Source organism: Spirosoma sp. 48-14, from assembly GCF_001898575.1.
GTDB lineage: Bacteria > Bacteroidota > Bacteroidia > Cytophagales > Spirosomataceae > Spirosoma.
In genome coordinates, this window is the sequence record NZ_MKUD01000004.1 from 1 (window position 1) to 14,329 (window position 14,329).

12 protein-coding genes and 1 other RNA gene are annotated in these 14,329 nt (G+C 49.5%); 6 read left to right on the plus strand and 7 right to left on the minus strand.

Annotation, left to right across the window (positions count from 1 at the left end; translation table 11 throughout):
• Window positions 1-104 precede the first annotated feature (104 nt).
• Window positions 105-479: a transfer-messenger RNA gene (gene ssrA, locus BGO59_RS05300) on the minus strand.
• Between the two features lie 262 nt (window positions 480-741).
• Between ssrA and BGO59_RS05305 the strand changes: the two genes are divergently transcribed.
• Complete coding sequence (locus BGO59_RS05305) at window positions 742-1,383, plus strand: hypothetical protein (RefSeq protein WP_293681672.1); 642 nt, start codon at window positions 742-744, stop codon at window positions 1,381-1,383.
• 87 nt (window positions 1,384-1,470) lie between these two features.
• Here the strand turns inward: BGO59_RS05305 and BGO59_RS05310 are convergent, their stop codons facing one another.
• From BGO59_RS05310 to BGO59_RS05325, 4 genes are all read right to left on the minus strand, one after another.
• Window positions 1,471-2,463 carry an alpha/beta fold hydrolase gene (locus BGO59_RS05310; protein ID WP_293681675.1) on the minus strand — a complete coding sequence of 331 codons (993 nt, stop codon included), beginning with the start codon at window positions 2,461-2,463 and terminating at the stop codon, window positions 1,471-1,473.
• 69 nt (window positions 2,464-2,532) lie between these two features.
• The gene (locus BGO59_RS05315; protein ID WP_293681678.1) at window positions 2,533-3,195 is read right to left on the minus strand and encodes an SdpI family protein; all 663 of its coding nucleotides are present in this window, start codon (window positions 3,193-3,195) and stop codon (window positions 2,533-2,535) included.
• A gap of 40 nt (window positions 3,196-3,235) precedes the next feature.
• The gene (locus BGO59_RS05320) at window positions 3,236-3,529 is read right to left on the minus strand and encodes an autorepressor SdpR family transcription factor (RefSeq protein ID WP_293681681.1); all 294 of its coding nucleotides are present in this window, start codon (window positions 3,527-3,529) and stop codon (window positions 3,236-3,238) included.
• A 117-nt stretch (window positions 3,530-3,646) separates the two neighbouring features.
• The gene (locus tag BGO59_RS05325; protein WP_293681684.1) at window positions 3,647-4,144 is read right to left on the minus strand and encodes a DUF421 domain-containing protein; all 498 of its coding nucleotides are present in this window, start codon (window positions 4,142-4,144) and stop codon (window positions 3,647-3,649) included.
• A 241-nt stretch (window positions 4,145-4,385) separates the two neighbouring features.
• Between BGO59_RS05325 and BGO59_RS05330 the strand changes: the two genes are divergently transcribed.
• From BGO59_RS05330 to BGO59_RS05340, 3 genes are all read left to right on the plus strand, one after another.
• Window positions 4,386-4,943, plus strand: a complete 558-nt coding sequence (locus BGO59_RS05330) for a DUF6580 family putative transport protein (RefSeq protein WP_293681687.1) — start codon at window positions 4,386-4,388, stop codon at window positions 4,941-4,943.
• 213 nt (window positions 4,944-5,156) lie between these two features.
• Window positions 5,157-6,329, plus strand: a complete 1,173-nt coding sequence (locus BGO59_RS05335; protein WP_293681690.1) for a serine hydrolase — start codon at window positions 5,157-5,159, stop codon at window positions 6,327-6,329.
• A 121-nt stretch (window positions 6,330-6,450) separates the two neighbouring features.
• On the plus strand, window positions 6,451-7,683 hold the full coding sequence (locus tag BGO59_RS05340; RefSeq protein ID WP_293681693.1) for a TlpA disulfide reductase family protein: 1,233 nt from the start codon (window positions 6,451-6,453) through the stop codon (window positions 7,681-7,683).
• A 6-nt stretch (window positions 7,684-7,689) separates the two neighbouring features.
• On the opposite strand, the gene BGO59_RS05345 is transcribed toward BGO59_RS05340, so the two are convergent.
• A complete protein-coding gene (locus BGO59_RS05345) occupies window positions 7,690-7,908 on the minus strand; it encodes a VF530 family protein (protein ID WP_293681696.1) in 219 nt (72 codons plus the stop codon).
• Window positions 7,909-8,333: 425 nt separating this feature from the next.
• Between BGO59_RS05345 and BGO59_RS05350 the strand changes: the two genes are divergently transcribed.
• The gene (locus tag BGO59_RS05350; RefSeq protein ID WP_293681699.1) at window positions 8,334-11,006 is read left to right on the plus strand and encodes a glucosidase; all 2,673 of its coding nucleotides are present in this window, start codon (window positions 8,334-8,336) and stop codon (window positions 11,004-11,006) included.
• A gap of 79 nt (window positions 11,007-11,085) precedes the next feature.
• A complete protein-coding gene (locus BGO59_RS05355) occupies window positions 11,086-11,829 on the plus strand; it encodes a carbon-nitrogen hydrolase family protein (protein WP_293681702.1) in 744 nt (247 codons plus the stop codon).
• Window positions 11,830-11,866: 37 nt separating this feature from the next.
• On the opposite strand, the gene BGO59_RS05360 is transcribed toward BGO59_RS05355, so the two are convergent.
• Window positions 11,867-13,999: a M3 family metallopeptidase gene (locus tag BGO59_RS05360; protein ID WP_293681705.1), complete on the minus strand. Its 2,133-nt coding sequence runs from the start codon at window positions 13,997-13,999 to the stop codon at window positions 11,867-11,869.
• Window positions 14,000-14,329: the final 330 nt, after the last annotated feature.

The following is a 14,329-nucleotide window of genomic DNA, read 5'->3' on the forward strand; positions in this document are numbered from 1 at the left end:
AATACAACGCCCTCCACAAGTATTGGCCTTGATCCACGATTTTGCCATACTGAAATTTACACATAGAAAAAGGCCCGTAACTCATTGAATTGCAGGCCTTTTTAAAGTGGAGACGGAGGGATTTGAACCCTCGTCCAGTCAAGGAAACCGACGCGCTTTCTACATGCTTAGGTACCCTTAAGATTGTCGGGAATCGGCCCGGTGTGTACCAAACCAAACCTCATCCGTAGGTGCTTGTTTCTCACTCGGCCGTTAACACCATAAACCGAGCCAGCGCTGCGTTTCGATGCCTCCTGATCCAGCCGGCAGCACGTAGGCCGGGGAGACAATGGCTATTGTTTAATCCTCCGGATTAAGCAGCCATGGCGTAGTTATACTCGCCAGTTATTGTTTTGACGATTTGTTCGGGTCGGGAAATTCCGCCAACTCCCGGCATGCTTACACGCGACCTCAGCAAGCTGTCAATTCCGGTCGTCCCCAAATTGACGCCCCATGTGGGCGTGTAAAAGGTAACCCATAAAATCGGCAGTTAGTTCGTTGCAGCCTCTATCAATTTACGCTATCTAATCTGTCATGTTTTCCCTACAGTCTGAATGTCTCAGGCTCAGGCTTTTCGACTTTCCCACTCAATCAGATATATTGCTTTTATTCATATTTTTCGGCGAATTTTACTAACAAAAGTCCGTTTGATCCGTTATCGGGTTAGGCTTTTACCCGAATCGTTTAGCCTGTCTGTTAACCATGACAATTACGTCGTTTGAAACGAACCTTTACCAGCATCTGGCCCCCTTCTTTTCGGACCATGCCTATACCCTGTTGACCGATAAAAAGCAGTTCCGCCGGGTCACCAGTAATGGATTCCAGAATATTATTCTAACCTCGGTCTTTTACCCGGACGATACCACGCTGGAAGTCAATTTTGGCTGTCGTCACGAACAGGTTGAACAAATTGCTCAGCAATTTTTGAATAGCCAGCCAGACCTTCGGCCAGATGCCAATACCCTCATTCTGTCCATGAGTCGATTAATTGGTTTTCAGAAGGCGCGGTACAAGATCCATTCGGAGGCCGATCTTTCGCTGGTGTGTGCGCAGATCGAGGATTTTTTCAGCAAACAGGGGTTCGACTTTCTGGCTACATCGGCTTCCCTGCCTATGCTTGACCAGCTACTGAACGAGTACCTCGATGAGCCTTGTCGGTACGTCTATAATCAAACCCACCGCTGCTATAAGGGGTTGATTGCTGCGCGCCTGAATCACAACCCAAATTTCGATGATCTGGTCGATCACTATCGTCACTTGCTAATTCACCAGACCCAGAACCCCTACGAGCAGATGCACTTCGAACGTCTGATTACGTATCTACAACATTATTCGGCTAATTAACAGGCTCGTTTCAGCATTGATTCTCACGCATGTTACTGACGGCCATTCATTGGTGTGGAGCCTGAACGCCAATCGATTCGTATACTTTTACTTTTTCTGATTGATAAATTGGGCCATAACCGTTGCCAAACCGGACGTAATGGGTAAAGAAGGATCACTGTAGGTTTTGAAATTTTCCAGTTTATCCGTTCCTGGAACATCTTTCAGCACATGGTTCATCTGATCGAACAACATGAGCTGGGCGTTGGGCCGGGCAGCTTTCAACTGCTCAGCATCTGTAACAGCCACCTGAAGATCTTTTTTTCCCTGTATAATCAACACGGGCCCTCGAAATGCTTTCAGCACCTGCGCTGGATCGTACTGCATCCAGGAAATCAGCCCAGGTTGTGATTTTGGCGACAACTGAGCTCTCAGGATGGGATGCTTCGGGTGAATCGTATGCCCGGCCCGTAGTGAATCCAGTGCTCCATCGACCTCAGCCTGTAAATCCTTCGGATTACCGCCCATTCGCCCCTGTTCTTTCATCACCTCGGCAATATTTCGCCCGGCCCCTGCTATGGATATAAAACCGGCCGCTTTGGTTTCCTCAGCCGCCAGCATTCCTACCAGCGATCCTTCCGAATGCCCCGCTACAAATACGTTTGAAAAGCGTTTATCGGCCTGTAGCTGCCGAATAAACCCGACGGCATCGCTGACATAAAAATCGAATCGGTGCTCTTCCGACTTAAGGGCCGTGACTGCTGCTTTCAGGTTCGTGCCAGAGCCCCGTTTATCGTATCGGGCTACAGCTATGCCTTTTTTTACCAGACTATCGGCCAGCATTTTAAAGGCATTTGACTTTAATCCGTACCCACTGTTGCAATCTCGGTCGGTTGGTCCCGAGCCTGCAATCAGCAAAACAACAGGAAACGGTTTTTTAGCCTGATCAGGCAAGGTAAGCGTACCCTCAAGCGTCAGATCGGCCCCGGCGGGCACCCCAATTTTATACTGTAATGGTTCTTCGGTTTGCGCCAAGGCGTTTAATGCAATGCCCAGCAGGCAATAAGTTTTACTGAAAACCCGACTCATGTGCGTGTACATAATAGGATGATTGAAAAATGAAGGAAAACCGACTAAGCAACGGCCCGACTACGGGCCGAGGTCTGACCGTTAGTTCAACTGATGCTTTTTCTCCTGACGGTAATAGATATACGAATACACGACGGGGATAAATGAGACCAGCAAAATGATACCCATAACGACCCAGAGTCCATAAGGCATCGGTATTACCAGGGCCAAAACCGCACTCAGTAGTCCCCCCACAACCATCAGCCGACCGCCCATGCGGTGTGTTTTACGCCAGACCGTCTCACTATCGAGTGTCCAGGGGGTACGAATGCCCACAAACCAGTTTGGTTTTACGGTGGTGATATAGTTCCCGATACCGGCCAGCATAACGCCCAATATGGCAAACAAGGGAATCAGAACCGATTGCTGGGCTACGTTGTGCTGGGCCGTGTACCACATCCAGCCAACGATGGTGGCAAAGGATAGCACCACCACAAACCGAAGTTTTTCATAGTTGGCGGATTGCAAATGCCCTTTAGGGTCAATGCCGGGTAGAAAACGGAGCGTAAGGTACAGAACCAGCGATATAGCTGCCATCACGACCGCTGCCGTCTCTTTCGGCATCGAATCATTGGGATTACCAGCAAAATCGTAATGGGTAATGATCTGAGCCGGAAGCTGATTCCAGATTATGGCCAGATAGATGAAAGGAGCCAGCAAGGTTCCGACCATCAACAGTTCGGTAGACGTGGACGTTGTTTTCATGGTTGATAATGCTGTTAAAAGACAGGGGTTGACAATCGATTTAGTGCGTGTTTTTAAGGGGCGTCTTCTCAGACTCGGGTGCTTTCTGAAAACTGAGCAGCCAGGCCAGCAACTCGTCCATTACTGTCGTATTCAGCGAGTAGTTTACGAATTGCCCCTGCTTAGTGGCTTCCACCAGCCCGGCCTGCCGCAGCAAATCGAGGTGGTGCGAGATACTGGGCTTCGTCATATCGAATCGCTCGGCAATGTCACCGGCGTTTAGGTCGCCCTCGCGCAACAGGTCCAGTATCTGTCGGCGAGTCGGGTCATTTAAGGCTTTGAAAAGGGTATTCATCAGCAGGCGATTAAACTATTAGACAAATATCTAATTAATCATTTAGACAAATATCTAAATACATACAAAAGGCGTTAAACAAGGATATATGGCGATATAAGCTGATGAGTGGTAAGTCTACCGTTTTATCACACTGATATTTCCACTACTTTCCATGTAGCATGACTTTACGTCGTCGAGTTGATCCACGCCCTGCTCCCGCAGCATCCCCATCAGTTCGGAGGCTGTAATGAGTTCTTTCTTCATATTCTGCCGCAACAGAATTCCATCCCTGACTAATAGAACGGGGTCCGGCTCCCCTATTTTGGCAAAGAAAATAGATCGATACCCTAGCCAGTTAATCGCATAATCCCAGAGTACGAGGGTGCCGACCAGGATAAACCCTTCGGTAACGGAGGTATACTCTCCCGCCATGGCGTTCTGGGCAGCATCCGAGATCAGCGTAATCAGTAGCAAGTCACTAATCCCCAATTGACCAGCCCCACGACGAAAAAATCGAATGTATAAAAAGCAGAACCAGTAGGTGATCGTTCCGCGAATGATTACTTCCCAAATCGACATACTGGGCACAAACATATCGTGCCAGTTAATGTCGGATACCAGTATGGTTGTCATGACTGATTAGCTGTGTATATGCTTTATAAACCTGATTATGAACCGTACAGTTTTCGGAACTTCCTGACGTTTTTTATCCCGTTCGGCTGTCAGCCGTCTTTCGTTTGCCCCATCCGTTCTTTGAAGCAGTGCTTTATCGTATCTATTTTGGCGTTACCTTTGCAGGCATCCCGACTTCATTGGGCGCTTTTGTCAATGAACCGGGTATCGAATTCGTTTTTTAATCGCTGATTACACGCTAATGAAGCCGCTCCAGATTCGACTAACGACCCTCTCGGTCATTGTTCTTACTACTGCCCTGTTCCGCCTGCTACCCCACTGGCCTAATTTTACGCCGGTAGCCGCTGTAGCCCTTTTTGGGGCTGCTACGTTCGAGCGGAAATGGCTGGGGCTGGCCATACCCCTGGCGGCTATGCTCCTGAGCGACGCGCTGATTGGCTTTCATGGTAGCATGGGTTCAGTTTACACCTGCTTTCTGCTGACCTGGCTGCTTGGTCTTTGGGCCGGACGAGGAACAAGCTCCCAAAAGCCATCGGTTAGTCGCATTGCCCTTGCTTCTGTTACCTCGTCGATCCTGTTTTTTCTGATCACCAACTTTGCCGTTTGGTACGGAAGTTCATACTACCCCCAAACGATGCCGGGCCTGATGGGTTGCTACGCAGCCGGACTGGCTTTTTATGAGGGTAGTTCTTTCTTTTTGAACGGTGTGTTTGGCGATCTGTTTTTCAACACGATTCTGTTTGGCGGTTATTACCTGCTTCAACAACAGTTTACGGTACTTCGCCCGGCCCGACGCTAACCCATTACGGTTTCGTTCCATTCAACGTCTTGCTGCTTTTTGAATCGGCAAGACGTTTTTTTTGCGCCAAGGGCTGGCTAAAGGGCTAAATCGAACCAATGCGCCGTTGTTCAGGTTTCCGCGTTATCTTTAGTGGCCTTACGGTCTATGCTTCTTTCGATCTGATCGATTTCATTAACAACCTGTTCATCAATAACCTGCCAATTTTCCGATATGCCCCATACACTCTTCCGAAAAACAGCTCTCTTTCTGCTCATCCTTCCGGTGCTGGTAGCCTGTCATCGCCCACCAGCCACCCAATCGGTTTATTACCCGCCCAAAGGCGATTGGGAACATCGTGCTCCCAACAAAGTCGGTATGGACGCAGCTCTGCTGGATCAGGCCGTTGCGTTTGCCAAAACAATGGAAACCACCCAGATGACACCCAATTTTTCGACGCAGGAGGAAATCTTTGGAAAACTGCTAGGCCCTATGCCTGCCAGTCGGGCAGCTACCAACGGCATTATTCTCCGGCATGGGTACATCGTTGCCGAATGGGGAGATACCCAACACCCGGACCCAACCTATAGTGTAGCTAAAAGCCTGTTGTCGACAGTAGCGGGAATTACGATCGAACGGGGTATGATCCCAGACATCCATGACCCGGTTGGTAAACTCATTCACGACGGTGGCTATGATTCGGAGCAGAACAAAACGATCACCTGGGAAAATCACCTCACCCAAACCAGCGAGTGGGAAGGTAGTCTGTGGGGCAAGAACAGTGATTTTGTCGGGAAAGAGGCCTTTGGCAAAGGCGAACGTAAACCGCGAACCCTACAGAAGCCTGGCACTTTCTACGAGTATAATGATGTTCGGATCAATCGGTTTGCGCTATCGCTGCTGCGGTTATGGAAAAAGCCACTTCCAGCGGTTGTCCGGGATGAAATCATGAATCCAATTGGCGCATCCGATACCTGGCAATACATCACCTACCCGAACGCTGTAGCCGAAGTCGATGGAAAATCGATGCCTTCGGTGAGCGGTGGTACGCGCTGGGGGGGTGGTCTCTGGATCAACACCCGCGACGAAGCGCGTTTCGGCTACCTGTTCCTGCGTCAGGGGCGCTGGGCCAATCGGCAGATCGTTTCCTCAAACTGGGTCAGGCAGGCCACTACACCCAGCCCCAATGGCCCCGACTATGGGTATCTGTGGTGGCTCAATACGGGCACTAGCTCAACGGGTAAAAAAGCCTGGCCCGACGCTCCAGCTACGAGTTATGCAGCCATCGGTGCTGGCTCCAATACCATCTGGATCGACCCGGAGCACGACATGGTTATTGTCTGGCGGTGGCATAATGGCAACCCAAATGAATTAATCAAACGAGTATTGGCAGCTGTAAAAAACTGATATTGGAATGAAGTTTGCCTGGATTTATTAGAACGCAGATTTTTATGATGGCCATGATTTACACAGATCTTAATCAAGCAAAAAAATCTGTGTTCTATTCCCTTTAATCGTGCCGAAGTTGATGAACCTGTACCGTTTTATACTCGTACTTATTTTGCTGGGATTCCGTTCTAGCCTGGCGCAATCGCTGTATCAGGGTCCCCAGCCGGAAACCCTGTTCACGAGTGCCGCCGAAAAAGAATTCCTGACTGAGTTTGCCAACAAGTTTAAAGCCGACTATGATGCACCCAGCCAGTATGCGAAACTACAGGCCACCGGAATCGACGCTTGGGAAATGAGCCTGTTCGATGCCCGCAAAGCGCAGTTAGCATTCTACAAATCACATCCAAAGGAGAATACGTTTTCGGATGCGTTCCGGAAATTTATTGACGCCCGTATTCGCTGGAACTATTGGCATTTACTGCTGGCTTATCCGATCATTCGTGGAAATGCCCAGCCTAGTCTGGCCAGTCTGAACGCACTCCCTTCGGTAATGACTGAGGAACTGGCTTCACTTACTGTTAACGACGAAGCCGCCTTACCAGCCGATTCGTACCAGAATTTTCTGTTTTATTACGTCACCTATTTTAATGCCAAAGCCCGGAATTTTGTAAAATATACAACTGCCGACATCCAGACCAGCCTGCCCGATAAAGCATCGTTTGCCCGCCAGCGCTTAACCGGAAAGCCCTATCAGTACGCGCTGGCCCGGTTGCTGGTCGAAAACTGTGAAAAAGCCACTCCTTCGTCGGTAAGGGACGTTTTCAACCTGCTCAACGCTACGCCCAATGCGGCAGGGTATGCCACTGCTGTAAAAGCCCGTTGCGGTGAGGTAATGGCCCGAAAAGATGAACCTGTCGCAACAGCCTCTAAAAAACGGACGATAGCCCCGAATACGTTCTCCTTCGTCAATCAATCGGGCGAACCCGTTATACTCGACGATTTTAAAGGGAAAGTCGTTTATCTGGATGTGTGGGCAAGCTGGTGCGGACCCTGCCGGGCTGAATTTCCCTTCTCGAAACAGCTTCAGGAACGCCTAACCCAAAAACAGAAAGAGCAGATCGTCTTCCTCTATCTATCGATCGACGATAACGAAGATATCTGGAAACGTGCCCTCAATACGCTTCAGCTCCAGGGCGAACAGGGGCTTTCGACGGGCGGCTGGAAATCGCGGACTGTTCAATATTTTGGTATACAGAGTATTCCCCGGTATATCCTAATCAATAAAAAAGGACAGATTGTCGATGACAACGCCAAACGGCCCAGTATGACCGACGCCCTGCTACAGGATATATTGAAACTGACGGCTGAATAGCTAAAATCAGTGACCAATCAGTTGCAGATAAAGCTCCTCTACCTGTTTTCTGGCCCAGTCCGTTTTGCGTAAAAAGGTCAGGCTGGATTTAATGCTGGGGTTACTGATAAAGCAGTTGATTCGGATCTTTCGGCCTAATCGTTCCCAGCCATAATGGTCTACCAGTTCGGTCAGAATGGCTTCCAGCGTTTTTCCGTGCAATGGGTTATTGGGTTGAGCGTTCATTTCTTTCGTGTTCGGGAACAACAAATATACGGCAGGAAGGATGTATAAGCCTTTCAAGCGTTTCCGATAATCCGGTAGTCCCCTCTACTGCCCCTGAAGGCCTGGCAAACTTCATGAAGTGTTTAGTTGTCCAATTGCATGAATTGGTATAACTTACCTTCGAGTATGTGACAACACCAACCTGTTCTAAGTCTAAAACTTGATTTTACTTATTTGGACCGGCTATCTAGTTACCAGATTGTGGCCATATCCTCGACTCAACTCCGTTGTATATACTTGATTTATAAAGCCAGAATCTCTGAAATTCCGATCACCACGTACAAAATTTTTCTACATTATACTCGGCACGCATACTATATTTGACGCTTATATCTACCGTGACGTAAGGAACCCACGACAAGGGTGAACATTCTGACGACATTATTATGCCTACTGCTGAACGCGAACGCATTTACGAACGAGCCGATAACAAAGGCTGGAAAAAATGGGGGCCTTATCTTTCTGAACGTGCCTGGGGTACCGTTCGTGAAGATTACAGTCCGTATGGCGATGCCTGGAATTTTGTGTCGCACGATATGGCCCGCTCTCGAGCCTACCGATGGGGCGAAGAAGGAATCGGCGGTATTTCCGATAACAAAGGTCACATTTGCTTTGCGCTGGCTTTCTGGAATCATAAAGACAATATTCTGAAAGAACGGATGTTTGGCCTGACCGGGCCGGAAGGGAATCATGGCGAAGATGTGAAGGAACTGTACTATTATCTGGACAGTACGCCTACCCACTCGTACATGAAAATGCTGTATAAATACCCGCAGCAGGAGTATCCCTACAACCGACTCATCATCGAAACCATGCGTCGGGACCGCCAGGCCCCCGAATTTGAGCTGACCGATACCGGGATATTCGATAAGAATGAGTACTTCGATATTTTTATCGAATACGCCAAGGCCGATCAAAACGACTGGCTGGTAACCGTAACCGCTCACAACCGATCCGACAAAGAGGCTCCGTTGACGCTGCTGCCCACCATCTGGTTTCGGAATACCTGGGCCTGGGGCTACGAACAATACAATACCCGGCCCATGCTGAATGGCATCGCCAACAACCAGATTGAGGTCAACCATAAGCAGTTGGGCAAATACAAACTCTACTGCGAAGATGCCGACGCGCTGCTTTTCTGCGATAACGATACGAACACCGAACGACTATACGGCCGGCCTAATGTATCGAAATACCCGAAAGACGGCATTAACAACTACATCGTTTCGGGTGGTCGGAAAGGGTTTATCAATCCCAATCAGATCGGCACCAAGGCATCGGCTCAGTATACCCGAAAAGTTCCGGCTGGCGAAAGCATCCAGATTCGTCTTCGCTTCAGCGACCAGACCCACCATACCCAGCCCTTCGCTGATTTCGACACAATCTGGAACAAACGACTCGAAGAAGCCGACGCTTTTTTCGCCGAACTCCAGAAAAATGTAGCGGATACCGAACTGCGGGCCATTCAGCGGCAGGCCTATGCGGGTATGCTCTGGAACAAGCAGTTTTACTACTATAACGTCAACGAGTGGCTCAAAGGAGACCCTAAAATGCCGGTACCGTTTCAGGGGCGCGTGTATGCCCGCAACGAAACATGGCGGCATATGTATACGGCCAATATTCTCTCCATGCCCGACAAGTGGGAATACCCCTGGTTTGCGGCCTGGGACCTGGCATTTCACACGCTGACCCTGGCCCGACTGGACCCCCACTTTGCCAAACGGCAGCTAGCCGTTATTCTGCGGGAATATTATATGCATCCAAACGGGCAAATTCCGGCTTACGAATGGAATTTCAGTGATGTAAACCCGCCTGTACATGCCTGGGCAACCTGGAAGGTATACGAGATCGACCGCGACATGAACGGGGTGGGCGATGTCAACTTCCTGGAACGGGTGTTCCATAAGCTTCTGCTCAATTTTACCTGGTGGGTCAATCGCAAGGATGTATCCGGTAATAATATCTTTGGCGGTGGCTTCCTGGGGCTGGATAACATTGGGGTATTCGACCGGAGTCAGCCGCTGCCCATGGGAGGCCGTATCGAGCAGGCGGATGGTACGGGCTGGATGGCCATGTACACACTCAATATGCTCCGTATTGCCTGTGAAATATCCCTGACCCGGCCTACCTATCAGGATATGGCCAGCAAATTCTTCGAGCATTTCCTGCACATTGCCTCGGCCATGAATAACCTGGGGGGCAAGAATATCAGCCTCTGGGACGAAGTAGATCAGTTCTATTACGATGTGCTGCACATGCCTGACCACAACGCCCGGTTACTTAAAATACGGTCGATGGTTGGCTTGATTCCTCTGTTTGCCGTCGAAATTCTGGACGAAGCCCTGCTCTCCAAACTCCCTGACTTCAAACGCCGGGTTGAATGGGTACTGACCAACCGGCCAGACCTGGCTTCGCTGGTATCGCGCTGGCACGAACCGGGTAAGGGCGAAACGCACCTGCTGAGTCTGCTTCGTGGCCACCGGATGAAGATGATCCTGAAACGGATGTTCGACGAAACCGAGTTTTTATCGGACTATGGCATCCGGGCCTTATCAAAACACCACGAAAAAACGCCCTACCAGTTTGAATTGAACAGCGAAATCTTCCAGGTTCGTTATGTAGCGGCCGAGTCGGAAATGAGCATGTTTGGCGGTAACTCCAACTGGCGTGGCCCGATCTGGTTTCCGCTCAACTTTCCGCTGATCGACTCGCTCCTGAAATTTTACCAATATTATGGCGATGATTTCGAGGTAGAATACCCTACCAATTCTGGGCAGGTGATGAGCCTGAAAGAAGCCGCCATGCACGTAGCCGAACGTCTGATCAACATTTTCCGGCGCGACGAAAATGGTCGGATTGCTGCCTACGGCGCGGATACAATTTTACAAAATGACCCGAATTTCCAGGGCCTGTACTTGTTCTATGAGTACTTCAATGGCGATAATGGGATGGGCCTGGGCGCCAGTCACCAAACCGGCTGGACGGGGCTGATAGCGGACCTGATTGAATACTGGTACAAATACAAATCGGAACGGGTTACCGTTGGTGTCGAGAAATAAAAGCGAAAGCCGGATCAACATCCGGCTTTTTGCTTTTCAATATTGTGTAAACTATCAACCATTTGATCTGCCAAGTCCTATGCGCCTTTGTGTAGCCCAGACCAGGCCGTTTACCGGCGAAATAGCACGTACGATCGAGGCCCATCTGTCATTAATAAATGTAGCCACTTCGAACAACAGCGATCTTATCCTGTTTCCTGAGCTTTCGATCACCGGTTACGAGCCGACACTAGCCAATCAGCTAGCGACAACCCCCGACGATCATCGACTGGATGTGTTTCAACGGCTCAGCAACACCCACACAATCACCATAGGTATTGGTTTACCAACCAGAGCCCCGGCAGGTATCCACATAAGTCTGATCATTTTTCAACCCCATACGGCCAGACAGGTGTATTCCAAACAGTATTTACATGCCGACGAAGAACCTTTTTTTGTCGCTGGCCAACCCTTTACAGATTTTACGGTCGATAACAAGGCGATTGCCCTGGCCATTTGCTATGAACTATTTGTTCCTCAACATGCTCAGGACGCAGCAAACCGAGGAGCTAACCTCTATATGGCCAGCGTAGTCAAATCCGTGAACGGTATCGGTAAAGCCCTGACCCGATTAGCCGAGATTGCTCGTACCTATGCTATGCCTGTACTGATGGCCAACGCAGTTGGTCAGGCCGATGGCGAAGAATGTGCCGGCAAATCGTCGGTCTGGAATGCAGCAGGGGTTCTGATCGGTCAACTCACTAGTACGGACGAAGGGCTGCTACTGTTCGATACCGATACGCAGGAAGTTATTGCCGTAACGCTTCCGTCTGCCAGCATGTAGCAAAAAAACGGGCGACCCATTCAGGCCGCCCGATGAATTAAAGAATCAATCCGCTTCGCCGGAGCATTGCTTTAGGCGATGGTTCACGACCCCGGAATTTTTTATACAGTTCCATTGGTTTTTCGCTACCACCTTTTTCAAGTACGTTTTTGCGAAAGCTATCGGCAGCGGCTTTATTGTCCAAGCCACCTTTTTCCTTAAAGAATTCAAACGCATCGGCATCCAGCACTTCACTCCATTTGTAGCTGTAGTACCCCGCCGAATAGCCTCCCGCAAAAATATGTGAGAATGCCGGGCTAAAGGCCACCCCATCGACATGAGGGAATAAATTAGCGACCGAGTCGATTTTGTTTTCTACCTGCGAAATGCTCTCGCCGGTTGGTTTCTGACTGTGGTAATACATATCGACCAGACCAAACCGCAACTGACGCAGGTTGGCCAGTCCGGCCAGGAAGTTCTGGCTGGCACGGATTTTCTCGATCAGCTCATTAGGAATTACTTCGCCTGTTTGGTAATGCTTCGCAAAGAGTTTAAGCGCTTCAGGGTCATAGCACCAGTTCTCCATTACCTGCGACGGCAGTTCGACGAAGTCGCGGGGAACGCTGGTACCACTCAGGCTTTCGTAGGTGCCATTTGCCAGCATGCCGTGTAACCCGTGACCAAACTCATGAAAGAGGGTAGTCACTTCATAGAAGGTAAGCAGCGATGGCTTGGTTTCGGTCGGCCGGGTGAAGTTGCAAACATTGACAATATGCGGACGGATGTTTTCACCATTCTCCACTTTCTGCCCCTGCACATCGTTCATCCAGGCACCACTCCGCTTACCCGGCCGAGGGAAATAATCTCCGTAGAACACCGCCAGAAACTTCCCGTCTTTATCGAATACATCGAAGGTTTTTACCTCGGGGTTATACACCGGAATGTCTTTACGCTCCTTGAAAGTTATCCCGTAGAGTTTATTGGCCACGGTAAACGCCCCATTCAGCACATTTTCCAGTTTGAAATAAGGCTTCAGCGTTTCGTCGTCGAGATCGTATTTCTCTTTTTTCAACTTCTCCGCGTAGTAGCTGTTATCCCAGGCCTGTAGTTTATCCTCGCTGAAACCATGGGCTTTGGCGTAGGTGGTCAGTTCGACTAACTGACGCTCGGCGGCCGGGCGAGCATAGGTCACTAATTCATTCAGGAAGCTCTGTACTTTATCCGTCGATCCGGCCATACTTTCTTCCAGCACGAAATCGGCGTGGGTTTTGTAACCCAGCAGGTTAGCCCGCTCATAACGAAGGTTTACAATTTTGGCGATAATGGCGGAGTTGTCATTTTTATTTCCCTGAAAACTGCGGCTATTGTAGGCAATGAACAGTTTTTTCCGCAACTCCCGGTTATCGGCATATTGCATAAACGGCCCATAGCTGGGAGCCTGGAGGGTAAATACCCAGCCCTCTTTGCCTTTCTGTTTAGCCGTAGCTTTAGCCGCTTCCCGAACATAATCGGGTAATCCAGCAAGGTCTTTCTCATCCGTTACCTGCATCAGGTACTCGTTGGTTTCGTTCAGCACATTCTCGCCAAACTCCAGCGACAACTGCGACAATTCCTTATCAATGGCCCGCAGCCGCTCTTTGCCTTTTTCGTCCAGATTGGCCCCGTTGCGTGAAAAGCGTTTGTAGGTTTTCTCAAGCAGCATGGCTGCTTCTGGATTGAGCTTTAGGCTAGCCCGTTGATCATACACCGCCTTAACCCGAGCAAACAGCTTGTCATTCAGTGCAATATCGTTCCGGTATTCGCTCAGCATCGGGGATGCCTCTTTCACGATTTTCTGTAATTCAGGGGTTGTTTCGGCGCTATTTAGGTTGAACAGCACCGATGTTACCTTACTAAGCAGGTCGCCCGACCGTTCGAGAGCAACGATGGTGTTTTCAAAAGTCGGCTTTGCGGGGTTATTGACAATTCCGGCTACATCCTTACGGCCTTCAACCATGCCTTCTTTAATAGCTGGCAGGTAGTCGGCATTGGTTATCTTGTCGAATGGGGCCGTCTGATGGGGGGTTGTGTACGGTACTAAAAATGGATTCTGCGACATTTTAGGTTGAGGGGGTGATGGCTGAGCAAACGCGATCGACGCACTCACTGCCACGAATATACCCGTTAGTTTCATCTGTTGATGGTTAAACATATAGTTTTGCAAAATGAGTTTCCGGGAAAAATACAAAATAAAGACAAATCTGTCAACCCAATGTTGCATGAGCGGTTTAGGGTCGATATAGACTGTTATGAATGCCTGGAGCAGCGATAGACACACGTCTAACAGACTACTTTTAAGCAAAAAAAGCCGGTCAAGCTGACCGGCTTTTTCAACACTCCCTTCCTATACTCAATACCCATAGGGTCCATTGCCATAACCATTCCCATACCCTCGTCCGCGACCCGCCGAACGTTCATAAGGACGCATACGAGCGATTACCTGATCGCGCTGATCGGGCCGGAGAACGGCCATCATATCGAA

Bases quoted from the DNA above. Each gene is read 5' to 3' on its own strand.
- BGO59_RS05350 (WP_293681699.1), top strand. From the start codon at position 8,334: ATGCCTACTGCTGAACGCGAACGCATTTACGAACGAGCCGATAACAAA.
- BGO59_RS05310 (WP_293681675.1), bottom strand. From the start codon at position 2,463: ATGTACACGCACATGAGTCGGGTTTTCAGTAAAACTTATTGCCTGCTG.
- BGO59_RS05360 (WP_293681705.1), bottom strand. From the start codon at position 13,999: ATGTTTAACCATCAACAGATGAAACTAACGGGTATATTCGTGGCAGTG.
- BGO59_RS05355 (WP_293681702.1), top strand. From the start codon at position 11,086: ATGCGCCTTTGTGTAGCCCAGACCAGGCCGTTTACCGGCGAAATAGCA.
- BGO59_RS05340 (WP_293681693.1), top strand. From the start codon at position 6,451: ATGAACCTGTACCGTTTTATACTCGTACTTATTTTGCTGGGATTCCGT.
- BGO59_RS05330 (WP_293681687.1), top strand. From the start codon at position 4,386: ATGAAGCCGCTCCAGATTCGACTAACGACCCTCTCGGTCATTGTTCTT.
- BGO59_RS05305 (WP_293681672.1), top strand. From the start codon at position 742: ATGACAATTACGTCGTTTGAAACGAACCTTTACCAGCATCTGGCCCCC.
- BGO59_RS05335 (WP_293681690.1), top strand. From the start codon at position 5,157: ATGCCCCATACACTCTTCCGAAAAACAGCTCTCTTTCTGCTCATCCTT.
- BGO59_RS05345 (WP_293681696.1), bottom strand. From the start codon at position 7,908: ATGAACGCTCAACCCAATAACCCATTGCACGGAAAAACGCTGGAAGCC.
- BGO59_RS05325 (WP_293681684.1), bottom strand. From the start codon at position 4,144: ATGACAACCATACTGGTATCCGACATTAACTGGCACGATATGTTTGTG.
- BGO59_RS05315 (WP_293681678.1), bottom strand. From the start codon at position 3,195: ATGAAAACAACGTCCACGTCTACCGAACTGTTGATGGTCGGAACCTTG.
- BGO59_RS05320 (WP_293681681.1), bottom strand. From the start codon at position 3,529: ATGAATACCCTTTTCAAAGCCTTAAATGACCCGACTCGCCGACAGATA.